Raw genomic sequence first — 14816 nt, 5'->3', positions numbered from 1 at the left:
ACGCGTGGTGCTTTTTTTCCGGCTTTTCGTAAGCGCTGTTGTGAGGTTGCCCGCCGATTGGTGCGGCACGTTTCTCATTTTCTCAATAACTACAGGCTAAACCCGGCAGCGAAATAAAACAGTGCGGATATGACTGCAGCCGCCGGCATGGTGACCAGCCAGGCAATGACAATGTTGCTGGCTAATCCCCAACGCACCGCCGAGACGCGCCGGGCCGCGCCAACACCGATGATTGCCCCTGTAATCGTGTGGGTCGTGGACACGGGAATTCCGAGCCATGTCGCTCCGAATAATGTCAGCGCCCCGCCAGTCTCGGCACAGAATCCTTGCATCGGATTGAGCCGGGTGATTTTTGAACCCATGGTATGAACGATCCGCCAGCCGCCAAATAGCGTGCCGAGCGCCATTGCCGACTGGCAGGCAATTACGACCCAAAATGGGACAGTGAATTGGCTTCCAAGATAACCTTGCGAGAAAAGCAATACGGCAATGATGCCCATGGTCTTTTGCGCATCATTGCCGCCATGCCCGAGCGAATCCTGGGGCCATGGAATGCGCTGGCCAATGCATTTTGTTCGAGTCGTCCCGCGTCGCCTCTCGTGGCGTGCAGGCCATCCACCTTGCATGGCAGCAAGTTCTCAGGTCGGGAAACAACCTCTCGCTGGATCAAACAATTGACAGCCGTGAGATCAAACGGCACATTTGGCCGTCGAGGGTCATTCCTTGGCAGTGAGGCTCGGTCCCTCTCCATTCGGAGGGCCACTCCACCGGGTCTCATTAGCCAGTCATGAGGGGGAGGTGCTACAGGAATATCCTCATCAAGAATCACTACCCGCGTTCTGCCATCCTCAGTCTCGGTCGATCCGCACTCGTCTTCTGAAATGCCGAAATCTGAGACCTTCCCCGCAGGAATCCCCTCCCGAAACAGGCTGCTATTTACGGCAACATTTCCAAATCGCGACGTTGGCGCGCCGGAGCGTCTGTTGCTGGCGCGATTCATCTTATTATCACTATGGACCGGATGACGAAGACGCGGTGTGGCATTCGCCGTGCTGGATTTGGGGCCTTGTCAACTCAGGAGCAATTCCAATCCGGGATGGAGTTTCTTGAGGTTGGGCAAAGACTTCGACTGCCAGGGAATTTCGGACGTTCCCTTTATAATAAGTTGGATATTGTGATGTTTGCGAACCTCTATTGTGAACTTGGCCAGGAGGTTGATGCCAGACGAGTTGAGAAATTCGAGATCCGATAGATCGAGTGTGATGGAATCGGGTGTCGAAGCCAGAACGCTTATCATCAAGGACAAAATTGGTGCATACGCCTCGGAACTGGCCAGCCGCACAACTCCGTCGAAGTGAATGTCGCTCCCCTCGGTCCACACGCGATACTGATCTGTTTTAATTTCCATATTTGAATTCATTTCACTTAATGATGAAGTTGTGAGATTGGAAGGGAAGCATATATTTCCAGCGAGACCACGTCGGCCTGGTCGGCGGGACTGAATATCCAGGCGAGCCGTGCGCCATAGTCGCTCATCAACGTTAACAATCCGAGACCGGAGCCCGTCGACTGGGGATCGGCAGCATTGGCCTCGAGCTGTTGAATGAGGAGGTCAGATGGATCTCCCACTGTAATCTGTGACAAAAGACGCTGAAATTCAGTGGCTGTATCGCCATCAACATCGTTCGAAATCTTGACCTTGAAACTCTCCGAATCCATCGACGCCTCGAGCATGATCTCACCCGGCGCGCGAAACTTCACTGCATTTTCCATCAACTCGTTGACAAGATACCCGACGCTGTGGCGAACTTCCCTGTAGTCGTTGCGAGAAGACTGAAATCGCACCGCGAAAAGATCGGCGATAAAGTCGGCCGTTGTTGCGCAATGGTGCCAAGAGATGTCGAGGGGTCCGTCGAATAACCGAACGCGGCTAACGCTTTCGTTCATGCCAATTGCCAGATCCGCTGTCCCAAACAATGTCGTCATTGCTATGTGTGCCTCATAATCACGAGAGTGATGTCATCATGGATCTTCTGGGTGCCAATATGGTCCATCAGGTCTTCAAGAATTCCAGTCTTGATCTCTTCTGCGCTTCCACCATAGCGTTGACGCGCACTTTCGCAAAGACGATCAATACCGTAAAGCCTTCCATCGAGGTCTTCCGCCTCGGTCACGCCGTCGGTGTAAAGCACAATCACGTCGCCCCGACTGAAGGCGATGGTGTGTGTTTCAACGAAGGGCAAAATGTCGAGTTCAAGACCAACTGGCAATCCCAAATTGAGTGTATCAATGCGCTCAACTTCACCGCCTGCCCGAATGACAAGCACCTCCTCATGCTGGCCCGACAATGTCACCCGTTCATCCTCATAGTCGAGGAAGGCCAAACTGAGATGCTTGTCGGTGTTTGTACGTTCTATATTCTTGAAGATCGCTCTGTTCAGTCGATCCAAAAACTGACGCGGGTCACAATCGCCGGTTTCTTGCAACGCGCGTGCCACCGACTGAACCATCAGCATCAACACACCGCTCTCCAGTCCATGACCCGTTACGTCGCCAATTCCGATCTTGATACGAGACCCGTTCTGCAAGACGTCATAGTAGTCGCCCCCTACTTCGTCGGCCGGCCGCATATAGGCAACGATTTCGATCTGAGAGATCGCTTCAAGCTCGTGCTCCCTCGGCAACACCATCAATTGAATTTGTCTGGCAACTGCGAGCTCTGCCCCCAGGCGCAGATTCTCGTCTTGCAATCTGCTGTTGAGTGCAGAGATCTCTTGGTTCGCCCCCTCAAGCTCGCTGGTTCTTTCGTCAACCAGGCGCTCAAGGTTTTCCGTATGGAAGCTAATCTGCTCGGCCATCCGGTTGAACGCAGCACCTGCCTCTCCAACTTCATCGCGTGTGGGAATGTTCACCCGAACTGAATAGTCTTGGGCCTGGAGCCGTCGCGCGGCGCCGGCAAGCGCGCTCAGGCCCGCCGTGATCCGCTTTGAAATTCCCAGCACTGCCGCAAACACGATCAACAGTGACACTGCAATTGCGATGATCTGGTAGATCAAAATGCGGTTTGTTGCCCGGGATATGCCGTCCTGAGCTGCAAACAATGCGGCATAAATTTCCCGTTCGGGAACGACGATCCCAACTGACATTGTTTCCGGCTTTATCGGTCCCGAACTCCAGAGATTTGTCGACCGCAATCTTTTGAGAACGACAATATAGGGAACGCTCTCACCCTGGCTATCGAGCATAATGTGCTGAATGACACCGTCATTGTTCTTGTCGAGAGGCAAGGAGGTAATGGCCGGCTGCGTGCTGTTCCTCAGGGACCTTTCGAGGCCGGTGACACCTTGCGTACCCGTGTCGCTGGATGATTTAAGGCCAATGATCGTCTCACCGGCCGGATTAATGGCGACCACATTGCCGTTCGACATTGTCAGGAAGCCGAACCCGGTTCCAGCGATCTTCACGTTCTCGACAATCTCGGCGAGCTGATCGAGCGTGATATCTGCTCCGGCCGTACCAGCGACGCCGGTCCGATCCTTTGTCCACAAAGGATTAAAGAAGCTGACGATCAGCTTTCCGGTGATGGCATCCGTGTAGGGGGCAGTCTGCGTGATATCGTCGGCGACGGGGCGCGAGGCCGGATCGCTGGCCCATTGTTGCCAGGAGCCATAGATTCCTGGAAAGAAAAATTCCCAGAAGTCTGCCTTGTTATGGCCTGGATAGAGCCGGTCGAAGGTCTGGGCCTGTTCGGTATAAGGTGCAGTGCGGAAGATCGGCTCTTCCTTAGGTCCTATATAATACATCTGCAGCTTGGACGACCCGCCAGCCAGAAGGCTCGGTGCCACGAGATCGAGCACCGCACTGTTGTCGATCACCTGCTGAACGTCGGGCAATGGGGTGTGATCGGGACCCAGCAAATAGCCCCAGACGCTGACCACGGACGGCGCCCCGGGCAGGTTCTGCGCCCAATCGCCTTGGCGGTCGTAGACCACCGAAACGGAACCCGGGGCTTGCCGCGCCAAGGTCGCTCCGATCTGTTCTTGCCTGGCCGGCTCGTCAATCTGGGATTGAAGAACGCCGGCCAACGTTTTGACGTCCGCATGCACCCGGTCAAGCAGGAGATCAACACGCGAAGCGGTCGACTCGGCGTAAGAGCGAATATATTCTTGGTTGGCGGTTGTCAGACCTTCACCAACCTCTAATGCCGCGTCCTGAGACAGCTTTTGCACGTTCCACAGCGCCAAGCCGCCGCTGACGAGCAGGTCGAACAGAACTGCGCCTCCAACGACCAGCACGAATTTCGCCCGGAAGGAGCGTAGACCGAAGCGCTGCGTTTTTTCGCCCTCGCCACTCATAGCGGCCTACGTCCCGAAGCGACCCAGATCGGCCAGCCAGCATAGCCCTTGGGGTGAAGTGCGGCGAAGATATGGTCCTGAAATCCCTGCCGGAAGCGTTCGATGAACTCCGGATCATCGCCGCGGTTTTTGGCCATGTCGCCAGCATAGACGTTCTCCCACGCCGCAATCATATCGGCGAAGTCTTGCGGATCACCGTCAAGGTTCGTGACCATGAAGGATTCGACGCGGATGTCGTCGAAACCGGCCTCGGTCAAATATCGCCGGCTCTTGGGTCCCAGCTCGACGTCCATCTCAAAATGCTCAAACAGCTTTGCGACCTCGTTATAAGTCCACTGAATGCTGTCCGAGCGCGGTTCGCCGAGGCAGTGCGAATTCTTTTCGTTGGTGATGTAGACCCGCCCACCTGGTTTGCATATCCGGTACAGTTCCTTCAGGATGAGCTCGGGTCGATTGAAGATTTGCAACGAATGCCGGCACGTCACCAGATCAAACTGTTCTTCGTCGAGCAACATTTCCGATGCGTCACCATAGGTGTATTCAATGCCCCGAATATCGAAGGTTGCCGCCACGCTTCGCGCATAGGCCAGACTTGATCTGGAGTGGTCAAGGGCAACGATCCGCGACGGTTGAAACTCCTTTTGCACCAGTACGGCAAAATCGCCGATCCCGCAGCAGATGTCGGCCATGACGATCCCTGACTGCATGCCATGGCGTGGCAAAATCGCCCGCTCATGGCGCCAGGTCATCTTCGTCTGTGTGCGAAGGATCGGGATGAACCCGCCTTCTTCCAGAAAACTCTGGCCCGGATAAAACTCGCTGTCGTACTCCTCGACGGTGATGTTTGGTTCAATTCCGCTCAAGCGACGGAATTTCTGTGTCGTCCATCCAACGACACTGGACGTGACAACCACGAACTTCAGATCGGGGTAAGCGCGACAGGCATCAATGATCACGCGTGAGAACGCATGAAACGCCGTGTTGTTCATTTGCGTCAAGCGTCTGATGTTCACATAGAGAACGCCCCGAACCCGACTGATGGAATCCTTCAACAGCGCAATACTGGGCGCAAGCTCATCAATCGTTTGGGGCCTCACCACCCCTGAAATCGAAAACTCCTGATTGTTCACGTCGTATCGCGCCTTGAAATGCGGAACGAGCGGATCGTAGGGGGTCAATGTGGCATCTCCTCGAGTGAGAGATCTACCAGCAGCGTGATCATGTCTGCGTCGGCTTGTCCAAGCTGCAACGTCGCGTTGTAATTGACAGCCAGCTCCAGCAGCACCACTTCACGGCTAGGCGCAACATCGCCCGATACGGAGCTGAGGTATCGCTCCTGGGTATCAGGATCAGCCGCATGCGACACCACATTTTCATAAAATTGTCGCTCGTCCTGTGTGCACGGGAAGGTCAATTCGATCCTATCGGTGGCGCCCTTGCGTGACACTTTACAGGCCAAGTCACCGCCGGAATGGCGCGTGCGGAAGGTGACTTCCAACAACTCATTAAATGCAGATGAAAAAAGATTAGAGTGCCGCACGGAATCTGATCGGTTGTGGCTGATCATGCGTGCCAGATAGGTCGCTATGTGGTCGCAGTGAAACCAGGCCGAGAGGAATGCCTTAATATCCATGTCGAACTGGATCACCGGTTCAAAGATAGCTTTACCGGCTACTTGCTTTGCGCTCACACCCATTGGCCTTCCCCCTTTTCATTCACAACAACAGAGCCGACCGGAGTGGCGGCGCTCCAAAACGGCACGATATTGGATATTTGATCCCGCGCGGCTTCGCCACAACTCTTTGCGTCGCTCCTCTCCAAACCAGACCCTTCCTGTTCTAAAAATTCCGCGCCCTACATCGCCCGGTTCTGCCCCTCGCTCGTTCCAACTGCGCTCGGCACGGACCCTCGGATAAAATCGCGCGTGGTTTCCCCTGGCAGTGGCCGCCCGAGCCAATTGCCTTGCAGATAGTCACAGTCCTCCTCGATCAAGAAACGCGCTTGTCCCGGCGTCTCGACTCCCTCGGCCGTAACACGCATCCCAAGACCATGTGCCAAGCCTATGATTGATCGCACGATCGCCTGGCTCTTTTGGTCGGTTTCCAGATCACTGATAAAGTATTGATCAATCTTTAAAGTATCGAACGGGAAGTTCTTCAGGTAACTCAAGGAAGAATACCGGGTGCCAAAATCATCAAGGGAGATGCGGATACCTAAGACATTCAAAGTATTTAACGTGTCTATATTGTCGACTGTCTTTTCGAGCAGGACGGTCTCTGTTATCTCAAGCTCAAGCCGGTCAGCCCGCAGTCCGGCCGCGTCTATGACCTGTGCCACTGTGTCAGTGAGCGCTCCGCTCAGGAACTGCGCGGGCGACAGGTTCACGGCGACCGTCATCCAGGAAGGCCATGTTCTTGCCTGGCGACATGCCTGTTCCAGAACCCACCGGCCAATGTCATCCATCAGGCCGTCGGTTTCGGCGATCGGTATAAAGACACTCGGAGGGATGGTTCCGACCTCGGGATGATGCCATCGCAACAGCGCTTCGAAGCCCACCACCGATGAGGGGGGGCGAAAAATCGGCTGATATTCCAGATGGAGTTCACCATTGCGCAGCGCAGACCGAAGGCTGCGGCGCAAATTTTCGCGCTGCTCAAGCAGCAGCAGCATCGAGCGATTGAAGATCCGCGCGCAACCCCGTCCATCCCGCTTGGCCGCGTAAAGAGCAATGTCCGCGGCCCTCATCAGTTGCTCGCTCTCCGTTCCGTGCTCCAGTCCGAAAGCGATCCCGATGCTCGCTCCAATGAAGACCGGAATGCCGTTGATGAGGAACGGAGCCTTAAGGGTATCGACCAACGACACGGCGAGGCGCTCGGCCTCGGCAGGCTGCTCTTTGCCCGACTGGATGACAGCAAACTCGTCCCCCGCATAGCGATATGCTGACTCGCCCCCCTGCAACTGGTAGCGGATACGGTCTGCGACGAGCTGAAGCAACGTATCACCCGCGCCATGGCCGAGGGTGTCGTTAACGGCCTTGAACTCGTCAAGATCAATTTGCAGCAGGGCCACCTTCTCCTTGGATCCGTCGACACCCGAGAGGGCTTGCTGTAGCCGTTCACTGAACCGCCGACGATTCTCCAGTCCGGTCAGCGGGTCATGCGAGGCCTGATGCAGGAGCGTCTCATGCTCTTGCGTTTCCCCCGTGCCTTGTCTGCGAGGCTCCGACGTTCTTTCAATGATTCCCAGCCAGTCGGCTGCACCAAAGAGAAATACACGGCCGCGTGCTTCGCTCGACGATACCTCCAGCTCAACATTTGCCGGAGGCCCCCCGTTGAGCACGCGGTCCAGTGCGGCGCGAAGCTTGGGATCGCGGAAGCTTGGATAAATCTCCCAGATGGCGGCGCCTGGCGCGGCCACGCCTCCACTCGTACCCTTGAGGTCAGTCGAGGAGTGTGTCAGCCGGAGATCGCGGTCGTAGAACGACACAATTTCAGTCGTGTTTGCCAAAAGGTTTCCGAAACGCGCTTCGCTTGCAGCTGAATGGCCTGACGCCCGCTTCCTTTTTGCTTTGTCACTCGATGCCCTTCGGCGCAAAAGCCTGCTCCAAAATTGGGAAAAAATCCGTATCGTCCTACCCCTACACTGACGGTAGATAGCATAACCGTAAACGGGAGCACAAAGAGTTTTGGCTTTGTGCGTTAATGGCCACCCATCTAGGGCCATCTGTTGAGCGCAGGTCGTTTGACCTCGTCAATCCGTGCAAGCGTCTTTATGATCTAGTCCAGTTTCGGTGCGTAGCTTGCCGGATCAACACGCGCCGGGCGGCCAGCAAGATGCAGTGCGCTGGTCCGATTTGGCGTCCTGGCTATCACCTTGCCTCCCTTAATCACAGCAAGACGCGTCGCCTTCAGGCGGATTGCTTCAATCGTGTCGACGGCTTGCAGCAACACCATGTCTGCCTTGCACCCGACATCAAGGCCGTAGCCTTTAAGATTGAGAATTTTGGCGGGCTCGGTAGTCACAGCAGCAAAGCATTGGCGCATTGCGGTACGGCTGGTCATTTGCGCCACGTGCAACCCCATGCTCGCCACCTCCAGCATGTCACCCTGTCCCAGAGAATACCATGGGTCCATCACGCAATCGTGGCCGAAAGCCACCGTAACGCCATGGGCCAGGAGTTCTGGCACACGTGTCATCCCGCGGCGTTTCGGATATGTGTCATGGCGACCCTGTATGCCAATGTTGATCAGCGGATTGGCTATCGCTGCAACTCCGGCTTCTGCAATCAGCGGCAGAAGTTTGCTGACATAGTAGTTGTCCATCGAATGCATCGATGTCAAATGCGAGCCCGTCGAACGTCCGCCAAGGCCAAGACGCAGGCTTTCAAAAGCCAGCGTCTCAATATGGCGTGACAGCGGATCATCGGTTTCATCGCAATGCAGGTCGATCATCAGGCCGCGTTCTGCTGCAATCTCACAAAGCGCTCTCACGCTTGCCGTGCCATCAGCCATCGTTCGTTCGAAATGCGGAATGCCTCCCACCACGTCCACGCCCAGATCGAGCGCGCGTTTGAGCAAGTCAACGGCACCTGGGTAGCGGTAATAGCCATCTTGCGGGAACGCGACGAGCTGGAGATCAATATAGGGTGCGACCCGTTTCTTGACTTCGAGCAGCGCTTCAACCCCCAAAAGGCGTTCATCACAGATATCGACATGCGTGCGTATCGCAAGCAGACCCTGCGTGACTGCCAGGTCGCAATAGCGCAGCGCACGATCGATGACGGCTTCATGGGTAAGAAGCGGCTTCAGTTCGCCCCAGATCCGGATGCCGTCAAGCAACCGCCCGCTTTCATTGAACCGCGGCTGGCCGACGGAAAGGGTCGCGTCCATATGGAAATGGCAATCGACAAAGGGCGGCGAAACAAGCAAGCCGCCGGCATCGATAATCTCACCCGCATCGCCGCCCAACTTGTGTTCGACGGCGACGATCTGGCCAGATTTCACACCGATATCAATGCCTGTGCGGCCATCAGGTAAGGTTGCATCGGTGATTTTTACATCAAACATGAGGTGCCCCTTTTTCTCGTAACGACGTCAGTAGCGGACGAGCTTGCGTTTGAAGAGAACCACGATCATGAACAGCCAAAGCGCTGACGACAACATAATCGCTGCTCAGGTGGTTTCTGAACCTAAATCCGCAAATTGTCGTTACCTCGGTTTGGGGATACACCTTCGTGGGCGGCTGGCGCCTTTGCTCTGCGGATACTGAGGGCGATTGCAACGTAGGCTATACCTGCGATCATTAAGGCGATTCCGGCAATGGAGCCAGCCGGCAAACCTATTGTCAGGGGCAATTTCAACAAAATTCCTGCGCTTGCACAAAAGGCAACCACTCCCGAAACGGCGAACCAATACCAACCCTGCGCTTTTCTTACCTTGAATGAGAGCGCAATTTGGAAAACGCCTTGAATGAAAATCACCGAAGCAATAAGCAGGGTGATCGCCATGGCCCCCTTCAATGGGTTGAAATAAACCATGAAACCGCCAATCAGCTCCACGAGCCCGGTAAGTTCTTGCCAGACAAAGCCCGTCCAGTTCTTGACCTGCAGCGATTGAATTATCTTCACTATTCCAACAGCCATAAGAATTATTCCAAAGACAACACTTGATGCAAATGTCGAAACCGCTGGAACGGCCACCGAACATGCGCCGCCAATAAAAAGAGCCAGTCCAAGGACAAGAAAGCCCTTCCACTTTTTGTGTGCAATGCTGCTTGGATCAGAACCAAGATCGCTCTCAACGGCTGCATCCGCCATTGCCGTTACCCCCGTCCACAACATGAATTCAGATTTGTGAAATTTAAAGATGGTTTCACGCAATGAATTGAGAGAACCCGCACTCAGTGGCCTATAGCTGCCGCCCGCGGTTCCGCCGGACAATCATGCGGACGATAAGAACCAGACCAAGCGCAATCAGCGCAATACCCGTCGTCAGGTATTCGGTCGATCCATACCTGTAACCCGCCGCCGTCAGCAGAAACCCCAAGATGATGGCAATCAATCCGCCAAGCTTCTTGAATAATGAGATCGGGTTGGGACCGTTTTTGGCCATATTGAACCTCCGATTTGCTGGTTCCAGAACAACCTTCCTGACCGTTTGATCACGGCACTTCTGCTATCAGTGCTCGAGATGTCACTCATTCCATCGCGTGCTCTCCAATGCCGAACAGGCGGCGCTTCACGGTTTCCCTTATCGTCTGGACGAGAACGTAGAGAACAGGGATCAGCACAAGGCCCACGATCGTGCCCAAAATCAGCCCGCCGAACACAGTCGTTCCAATCGAGCGCCGACTGCCGGCTCCCGCGCCCGTCGCGATTACAAGAGGTATGACCCCGAGAATGGATGCGGCGGCCGTCATCAGCACCGGCCGAAACCGCTCGGATGTTCCGGCCATGGCTGCTTCCATTGTGCCCATTTTCTCCTCGCGTCGTTCCTTGGCGAACTCAACGATGAGGATTGCGTTTTTCGCGGCAAGCCCGATCAGCAGCAGGAGACCGATCTGAGCGTATATATTAAGATCGATGCCACTCGCGAGAAGCGCGAAAAGCGCGCCAAAAACCGCAACGGTCACCGACAGCATCACCGCCAGGGGGATAGTCCAGCTTTCATATTGGGCAACGAGGAACAGATAGGTGAAGAGGATACCCATGAGCACGATGATTGTGATCTGATTGCCTGCCTGCTTCTCCTGAAGCGCTAGTCCGGTCCACTCATAGCCGAAGCCGGACGGCAGCACCTGTTCCGCCAGTGAAGCCATGGTTGTCAAGGCCTGCCCCGTACTGGCTCCCGGGGCGGCCTGTCCATTGACCGCTGCAGCAGGGAAAAGGTTATAGCGGCTGATGGCGTTGGGGCCATAGGCCGTCGATGCGGTCAGGAGCGCCTGCAAGGGAACCAGTTCCCCCCTTTGGCTGCGGACCCTCAACCTCTGGATATCTTCAATCCGGCTGCGGAATTCCGGCTCGTCCTGCAGGCGGACCTGATACACCCGTGAGAATATGTTGAAGTCATCGACATAAGATGAGCCCAGATGCGCCTGCAGTGCGCTGAAGATCGTTGCCGGGGAAACACCGTATAGTTCCGCGCGCTTCCGGTCGATATCCACGAAGACCTGGGGAACGTCGGCGGAGAACGTGCTGAATACACCGGCCAGCCCGGATGTCTGATTTGCCTTGACGATGAGCCCCCGCATCACTTCAGCCAGCTCTTCCTGGCTTTGGCCGGCGCGCGCCTGCAGCCGCATGTCGAAACCGCCGGTTGTGCCGAGGCCGGGGATTGCCGGGGGATTGAAGGGCACGATGGACGCGGTCGAAATCCTCGCAAACTGCGTGCGCAGGCGGCTCATGACGGCGTCAACACTCTCGCCTGAACCGCGTTCGCTCCATGGCTTCAGCGCGGCGATGACCATGCCAGTGTTTGATCCACTGCCGCCGATCATGCTCATACCGGAGATGCCGATGGAGTTGGCGACGCCGGGTGTCCGCTGCAACACCGACACGACGCTCGCCAGAGTCTGTTGCGTCCTCTCGAGAGAGGCCGCATTCGGAAGCTGGACGTTGACGAACAGGTAGCCTTGGTCCTCCGCGGGCACAAAACCCGTCGGCAGCAGACGGTAAAGCCCATAAATGCCGCCGAAGACAGCAAGGACGACAACCGCCGCGACTGGCAGCCTTGTGCCGATAGCGGAAAGCAATTTGAGATAGAAGTCGCGCGAGGCGGCAAGACCCCGATTGAAATATTTAAACAATCTGAAGCGCGCGGGCTGCGGCGGCCGGAGCGTGAGCACGCACAGTGCCGGGCTCAGGGTCAGGGCATTGATGGTCGATAGGGTGATGGTGATGAGGATCGTGACCGCAAACTGCTGATAGAGCTGTCCGGTAATGCCTGGCAGGAAAACAATCGGGACAAAAAGGGCCGCGAGCACAAGTGTGGTCGCGACGATAGGGCCCGTAACCTGCCTCATCGTGCGTACCGTTGCTTCGTGTACCCCCAGTTGATCCTCTTTCATGATGCGCTGCACGTTTTCGACGACGATAATGGCATCGTCCACGACGAGGCTGATGGCGAGAACCATGGCAAAAAGCGTGATCGTATTGGCGGAATAGCCGAGCAGGTAAAGAACGGCAAACGCTCCGATCAATGACACCGGAATCGTCAACGTCGGAATGATTGTCGCACGCCAGTCCTGCAAAAAGATATAGGTGACAGCGACCACAAGCGCGAAAGTGATCGCGAGCGTGAGGCCGATTTCTTTGATGGTCTCGGTCAGAAATGATGTCGTGTCGAAGACGACCGTATAGGCCATGTCTTCAGGAAACTGGGTGGAAAGCGTTTGCAGTTGGGCGCGAACTGCATTTGCGACGGCAAGCGCATTGGCGTCTGAGGATTGGTAGATGACGACAGTGGCACTCGTCTGTCCGTTGAGCGTGGAGGCGGTGTCATAGGACTGCGCGCCGAGTTCCACCCGGGCAACATCGCGCAGTCGAACAATAGCTCCGTCCTTGTTCGTGCGAATGACGATGTTTCCGAACTCCGTGTCGTTTGCGAGGCGGCCCCGCGCCGTCACCGTAAGCTCAAGCTGTTGACCACTCACAGAAGGCGCAGATCCCAGCTGGCCCGCTGCCGCCTGCACGTTCTGGGATTGGATCGCAGACGTCAGGTCGGCGGCCGTGATGCCGAGGGCCTGCATGCGGTCAGGATTCATCCAGATCCGCATGCTATAGAGAGGTCCGAAGACGCTTGCCTCCCCAACACCGGCCACGCGGGCAATGGCGTCCCTGACGTTGATCGTCGCGTAATTACTGATGAATATCTCATCTCTTGTTCCCTTGGGCGAATAGAGTGCGATTCCCATCAGCATGCTTGAGGAGCGGCTACGCACCGACACGCCCGTCTGCGTGACCGCAGCTGGAAGGCGCGCCGTCGCCATGGCGACGCGGTTCTGCACGTTCACCTGGGCTATCGCCGGATCGGTGCCCACTGCAAACGTCACGGTGAGCGAATAGGTCCCGTTGTTGCTGCTGGATGAGGACATATACAGCATGTCTTCCACGCCGTTGACCTGATCCTCGATCGGCGCGCCGACGCTGTCGGTAAGCACGCTCGCACTCGCGCCGGGATAGCTTGCCGTGACCTGCACTTCCGGCGGCGTGATCTGAGGGAACTGGGCAACGGGAATTTGCGTGAGCGCCAGCGCCCCGGCAATGGTCATGACAACAGCGATCACCATGGCCAATCTCGGCCGTCCGATAAACGGCGCGGAGATGTCTTTCATGGCTTCGTCCCCGATGATGCCGGCATCGGGGAACTGCCCCCCCCGGGCGCGCCGCTGACGTCGGTGGCTTTTACGACGGAACCCTGAGGGGCATTCTGGATGCCCTCCACGATCAGTCTCTCTCCGCCCTTCAGACCGTCTGCGACGATCCAGTTCCTGCCCGATTGCTCGGACACGCTTATGCGGCGCATCGCCACGCGGCTCGTGTCGTCAACGACAAACACAAATTTGCCGTCGCGATCTTGCTGTACGGAACCGACCGGCACCACGGGGCGCAGCGTCTCTTTAACGTCTTTCGCCACTACGGTTACGAATTGACCCGGAATGAGAAGCGACTGCGAATTGGGAAACTGTGCGCGGATGGCGATGGTACCGGTCTGTGCATCGATTTCATTGTCAAAGTATTCGATCTCGCCCGGCTGGCCGTATTGATCGCCGTTCGACAGGCGTAGCCCCATCGTGAACTGTTGGCCAAGTTGGTCCTTGCTCAGTCCTCCGGCTGCGGCGAGCAAATTCATTATCGTCCGGTCGCTGACGGAAAACACCACGCGGATCGGATCCATCTGGACCACGCGGGCCAACGCACCAGACGATGTTCCGACGAAGCTCCCCACCGCAAAACCCGCGGTGCCGATCCGTCCGTCGATTGGAGAAGCAATCCGTGTATAGCTGAGATTGAGCTCAGCCTGGCTGACCCTGGCCTCAGCCGACATGACTGTGGCCTTTGCCTTTTCCAGCGCAGTCTCGCTCTGCTCGAGAACGGATTGCGAAATCGTTCGCCCGCTCATAAGAGACCGGTTTCGCTGCAGCTGCCGCTCGGCATCGAGGAAGGCGGCCTGTGCGCCGACGAGAGCAGCCTGTGCGTCTTTCAGCGCAATCTCGTAACTGCTCCTTTCGACAAGGAAGAGATCTTGTCCCTTTCGGACGGTCGACCCCTCGTTGAAGAGCCTGCTTTCCAGGAATCCGTCGATGCGGGTCAGAATATCGACGGTATTGAGCGCTTCGACGCGCCCTACGAATTCAGTGGAGCGCGAGGTGTCTTCGATGGCCACGGGCGCGACACCGACCACGGGAGCATCCTGAGCAATCGCACCGCCTCCAAGGTTCAAGGCAACGAGGACTGCCAACATG

The 14816-nt window shown here is 56.4% G+C and carries 11 protein-coding genes and 1 pseudogene; all 12 read right to left on the bottom strand.

Annotated elements, in window-relative coordinates:
- Positions 1-89 precede the first annotated feature (89 nt).
- Positions 90-536, bottom strand: a pseudogene (locus tag CU103_RS28370) (anion permease); the annotation flags it as partial.
- Positions 537-1069: 533 nt separating this feature from the next.
- Positions 1070-1408: a slr1659 superfamily regulator gene (locus CU103_RS28365; protein WP_106667385.1), complete on the bottom strand. Its 339-nt coding sequence runs from the start codon at positions 1406-1408 to the stop codon at positions 1070-1072.
- 17 nt (positions 1409-1425) lie between these two features.
- Positions 1426-1986: a slr1658 superfamily regulator gene (locus CU103_RS28360; RefSeq protein WP_170117142.1), complete on the bottom strand. Its 561-nt coding sequence runs from the start codon at positions 1984-1986 to the stop codon at positions 1426-1428.
- A 2-nt stretch (positions 1987-1988) separates the two neighbouring features.
- On the bottom strand, positions 1989-4355 hold the full coding sequence (locus CU103_RS28355; RefSeq protein WP_106667384.1) for a SpoIIE family protein phosphatase: 2367 nt from the start codon (positions 4353-4355) through the stop codon (positions 1989-1991).
- Positions 4352-5533 (bottom strand): class I SAM-dependent methyltransferase, encoded by a 1182-nt coding sequence (locus tag CU103_RS28350; RefSeq protein ID WP_106667383.1) that lies wholly within the window; start codon positions 5531-5533, stop codon positions 4352-4354. The genes CU103_RS28355 and CU103_RS28350 overlap by 4 nt, the downstream gene beginning before the upstream one ends.
- Complete coding sequence (locus tag CU103_RS28345) at positions 5530-6051, bottom strand: ubiquinone biosynthesis methyltransferase UbiE (RefSeq protein WP_106667382.1); 522 nt, start codon at positions 6049-6051, stop codon at positions 5530-5532. Before CU103_RS28345 ends, CU103_RS28350 begins: the two co-directional genes overlap by 4 nt.
- 158 nt (positions 6052-6209) lie before the next feature.
- Entirely contained in the window at positions 6210-7862 is a 1653-nt protein-coding gene (locus CU103_RS28340; protein ID WP_245449050.1) for a putative bifunctional diguanylate cyclase/phosphodiesterase, read from the bottom strand.
- A 269-nt stretch (positions 7863-8131) separates the two neighbouring features.
- Positions 8132-9421: an amidohydrolase family protein gene (locus CU103_RS28335; RefSeq protein WP_106667380.1), complete on the bottom strand. Its 1290-nt coding sequence runs from the start codon at positions 9419-9421 to the stop codon at positions 8132-8134.
- A 122-nt stretch (positions 9422-9543) separates the two neighbouring features.
- Positions 9544-10233, bottom strand: coding sequence for an HdeD family acid-resistance protein (locus tag CU103_RS28330; protein WP_245449049.1), 690 nt, complete (start codon positions 10231-10233; stop codon positions 9544-9546).
- 28 nt (positions 10234-10261) lie between these two features.
- Positions 10262-10465 (bottom strand): hypothetical protein, encoded by a 204-nt coding sequence (locus CU103_RS28325; RefSeq protein WP_106667378.1) that lies wholly within the window; start codon positions 10463-10465, stop codon positions 10262-10264.
- Positions 10466-10550: 85 nt separating this feature from the next.
- Positions 10551-13685 carry an efflux RND transporter permease subunit gene (locus tag CU103_RS28320; RefSeq protein ID WP_106667377.1) on the bottom strand — a complete coding sequence of 1045 codons (3135 nt, stop codon included), beginning with the start codon at positions 13683-13685 and terminating at the stop codon, positions 10551-10553.
- Positions 13682-14815, bottom strand: a complete 1134-nt coding sequence (locus CU103_RS28315; RefSeq protein ID WP_106667376.1) for an efflux RND transporter periplasmic adaptor subunit — start codon at positions 14813-14815, stop codon at positions 13682-13684. The genes CU103_RS28320 and CU103_RS28315 overlap by 4 nt, the downstream gene beginning before the upstream one ends.
- Between the last annotated feature and the right edge of the window lies 1 nt (position 14816).

The sequence above is a fragment of the Phyllobacterium sophorae genome (assembly GCF_003010965.1).
GTDB lineage: Bacteria > Pseudomonadota > Alphaproteobacteria > Rhizobiales > Rhizobiaceae > Phyllobacterium > Phyllobacterium sophorae.
The sequence above is the reverse complement of the archived record's forward strand: the minus strand, read 5'-3'. Positions and strand labels throughout refer to the sequence as shown.

Excerpts from the sequence above, each read along its gene's own strand:
- CU103_RS28335 (WP_106667380.1), bottom strand. The coding sequence starts at position 9,421 with ATGTTTGATGTAAAAATCACCGATGCAACCTTACCTGATGGCCGCACA.
- CU103_RS28325 (WP_106667378.1), bottom strand. The coding sequence starts at position 10,465 with ATGGCCAAAAACGGTCCCAACCCGATCTCATTATTCAAGAAGCTTGGC.
- CU103_RS28365 (WP_106667385.1), bottom strand. The coding sequence starts at position 1,408 with ATGGAAATTAAAACAGATCAGTATCGCGTGTGGACCGAGGGGAGCGAC.
- CU103_RS28315 (WP_106667376.1), bottom strand. The coding sequence starts at position 14,815 with ATGTTGGCAGTCCTCGTTGCCTTGAACCTTGGAGGCGGTGCGATTGCT.
- CU103_RS28355 (WP_106667384.1), bottom strand. The coding sequence starts at position 4,355 with ATGAGTGGCGAGGGCGAAAAAACGCAGCGCTTCGGTCTACGCTCCTTC.
- CU103_RS28320 (WP_106667377.1), bottom strand. The coding sequence starts at position 13,685 with ATGAAAGACATCTCCGCGCCGTTTATCGGACGGCCGAGATTGGCCATG.
- CU103_RS28360 (WP_170117142.1), bottom strand. The coding sequence starts at position 1,986 with ATGACGACATTGTTTGGGACAGCGGATCTGGCAATTGGCATGAACGAA.
- CU103_RS28345 (WP_106667382.1), bottom strand. The coding sequence starts at position 6,051 with ATGGGTGTGAGCGCAAAGCAAGTAGCCGGTAAAGCTATCTTTGAACCG.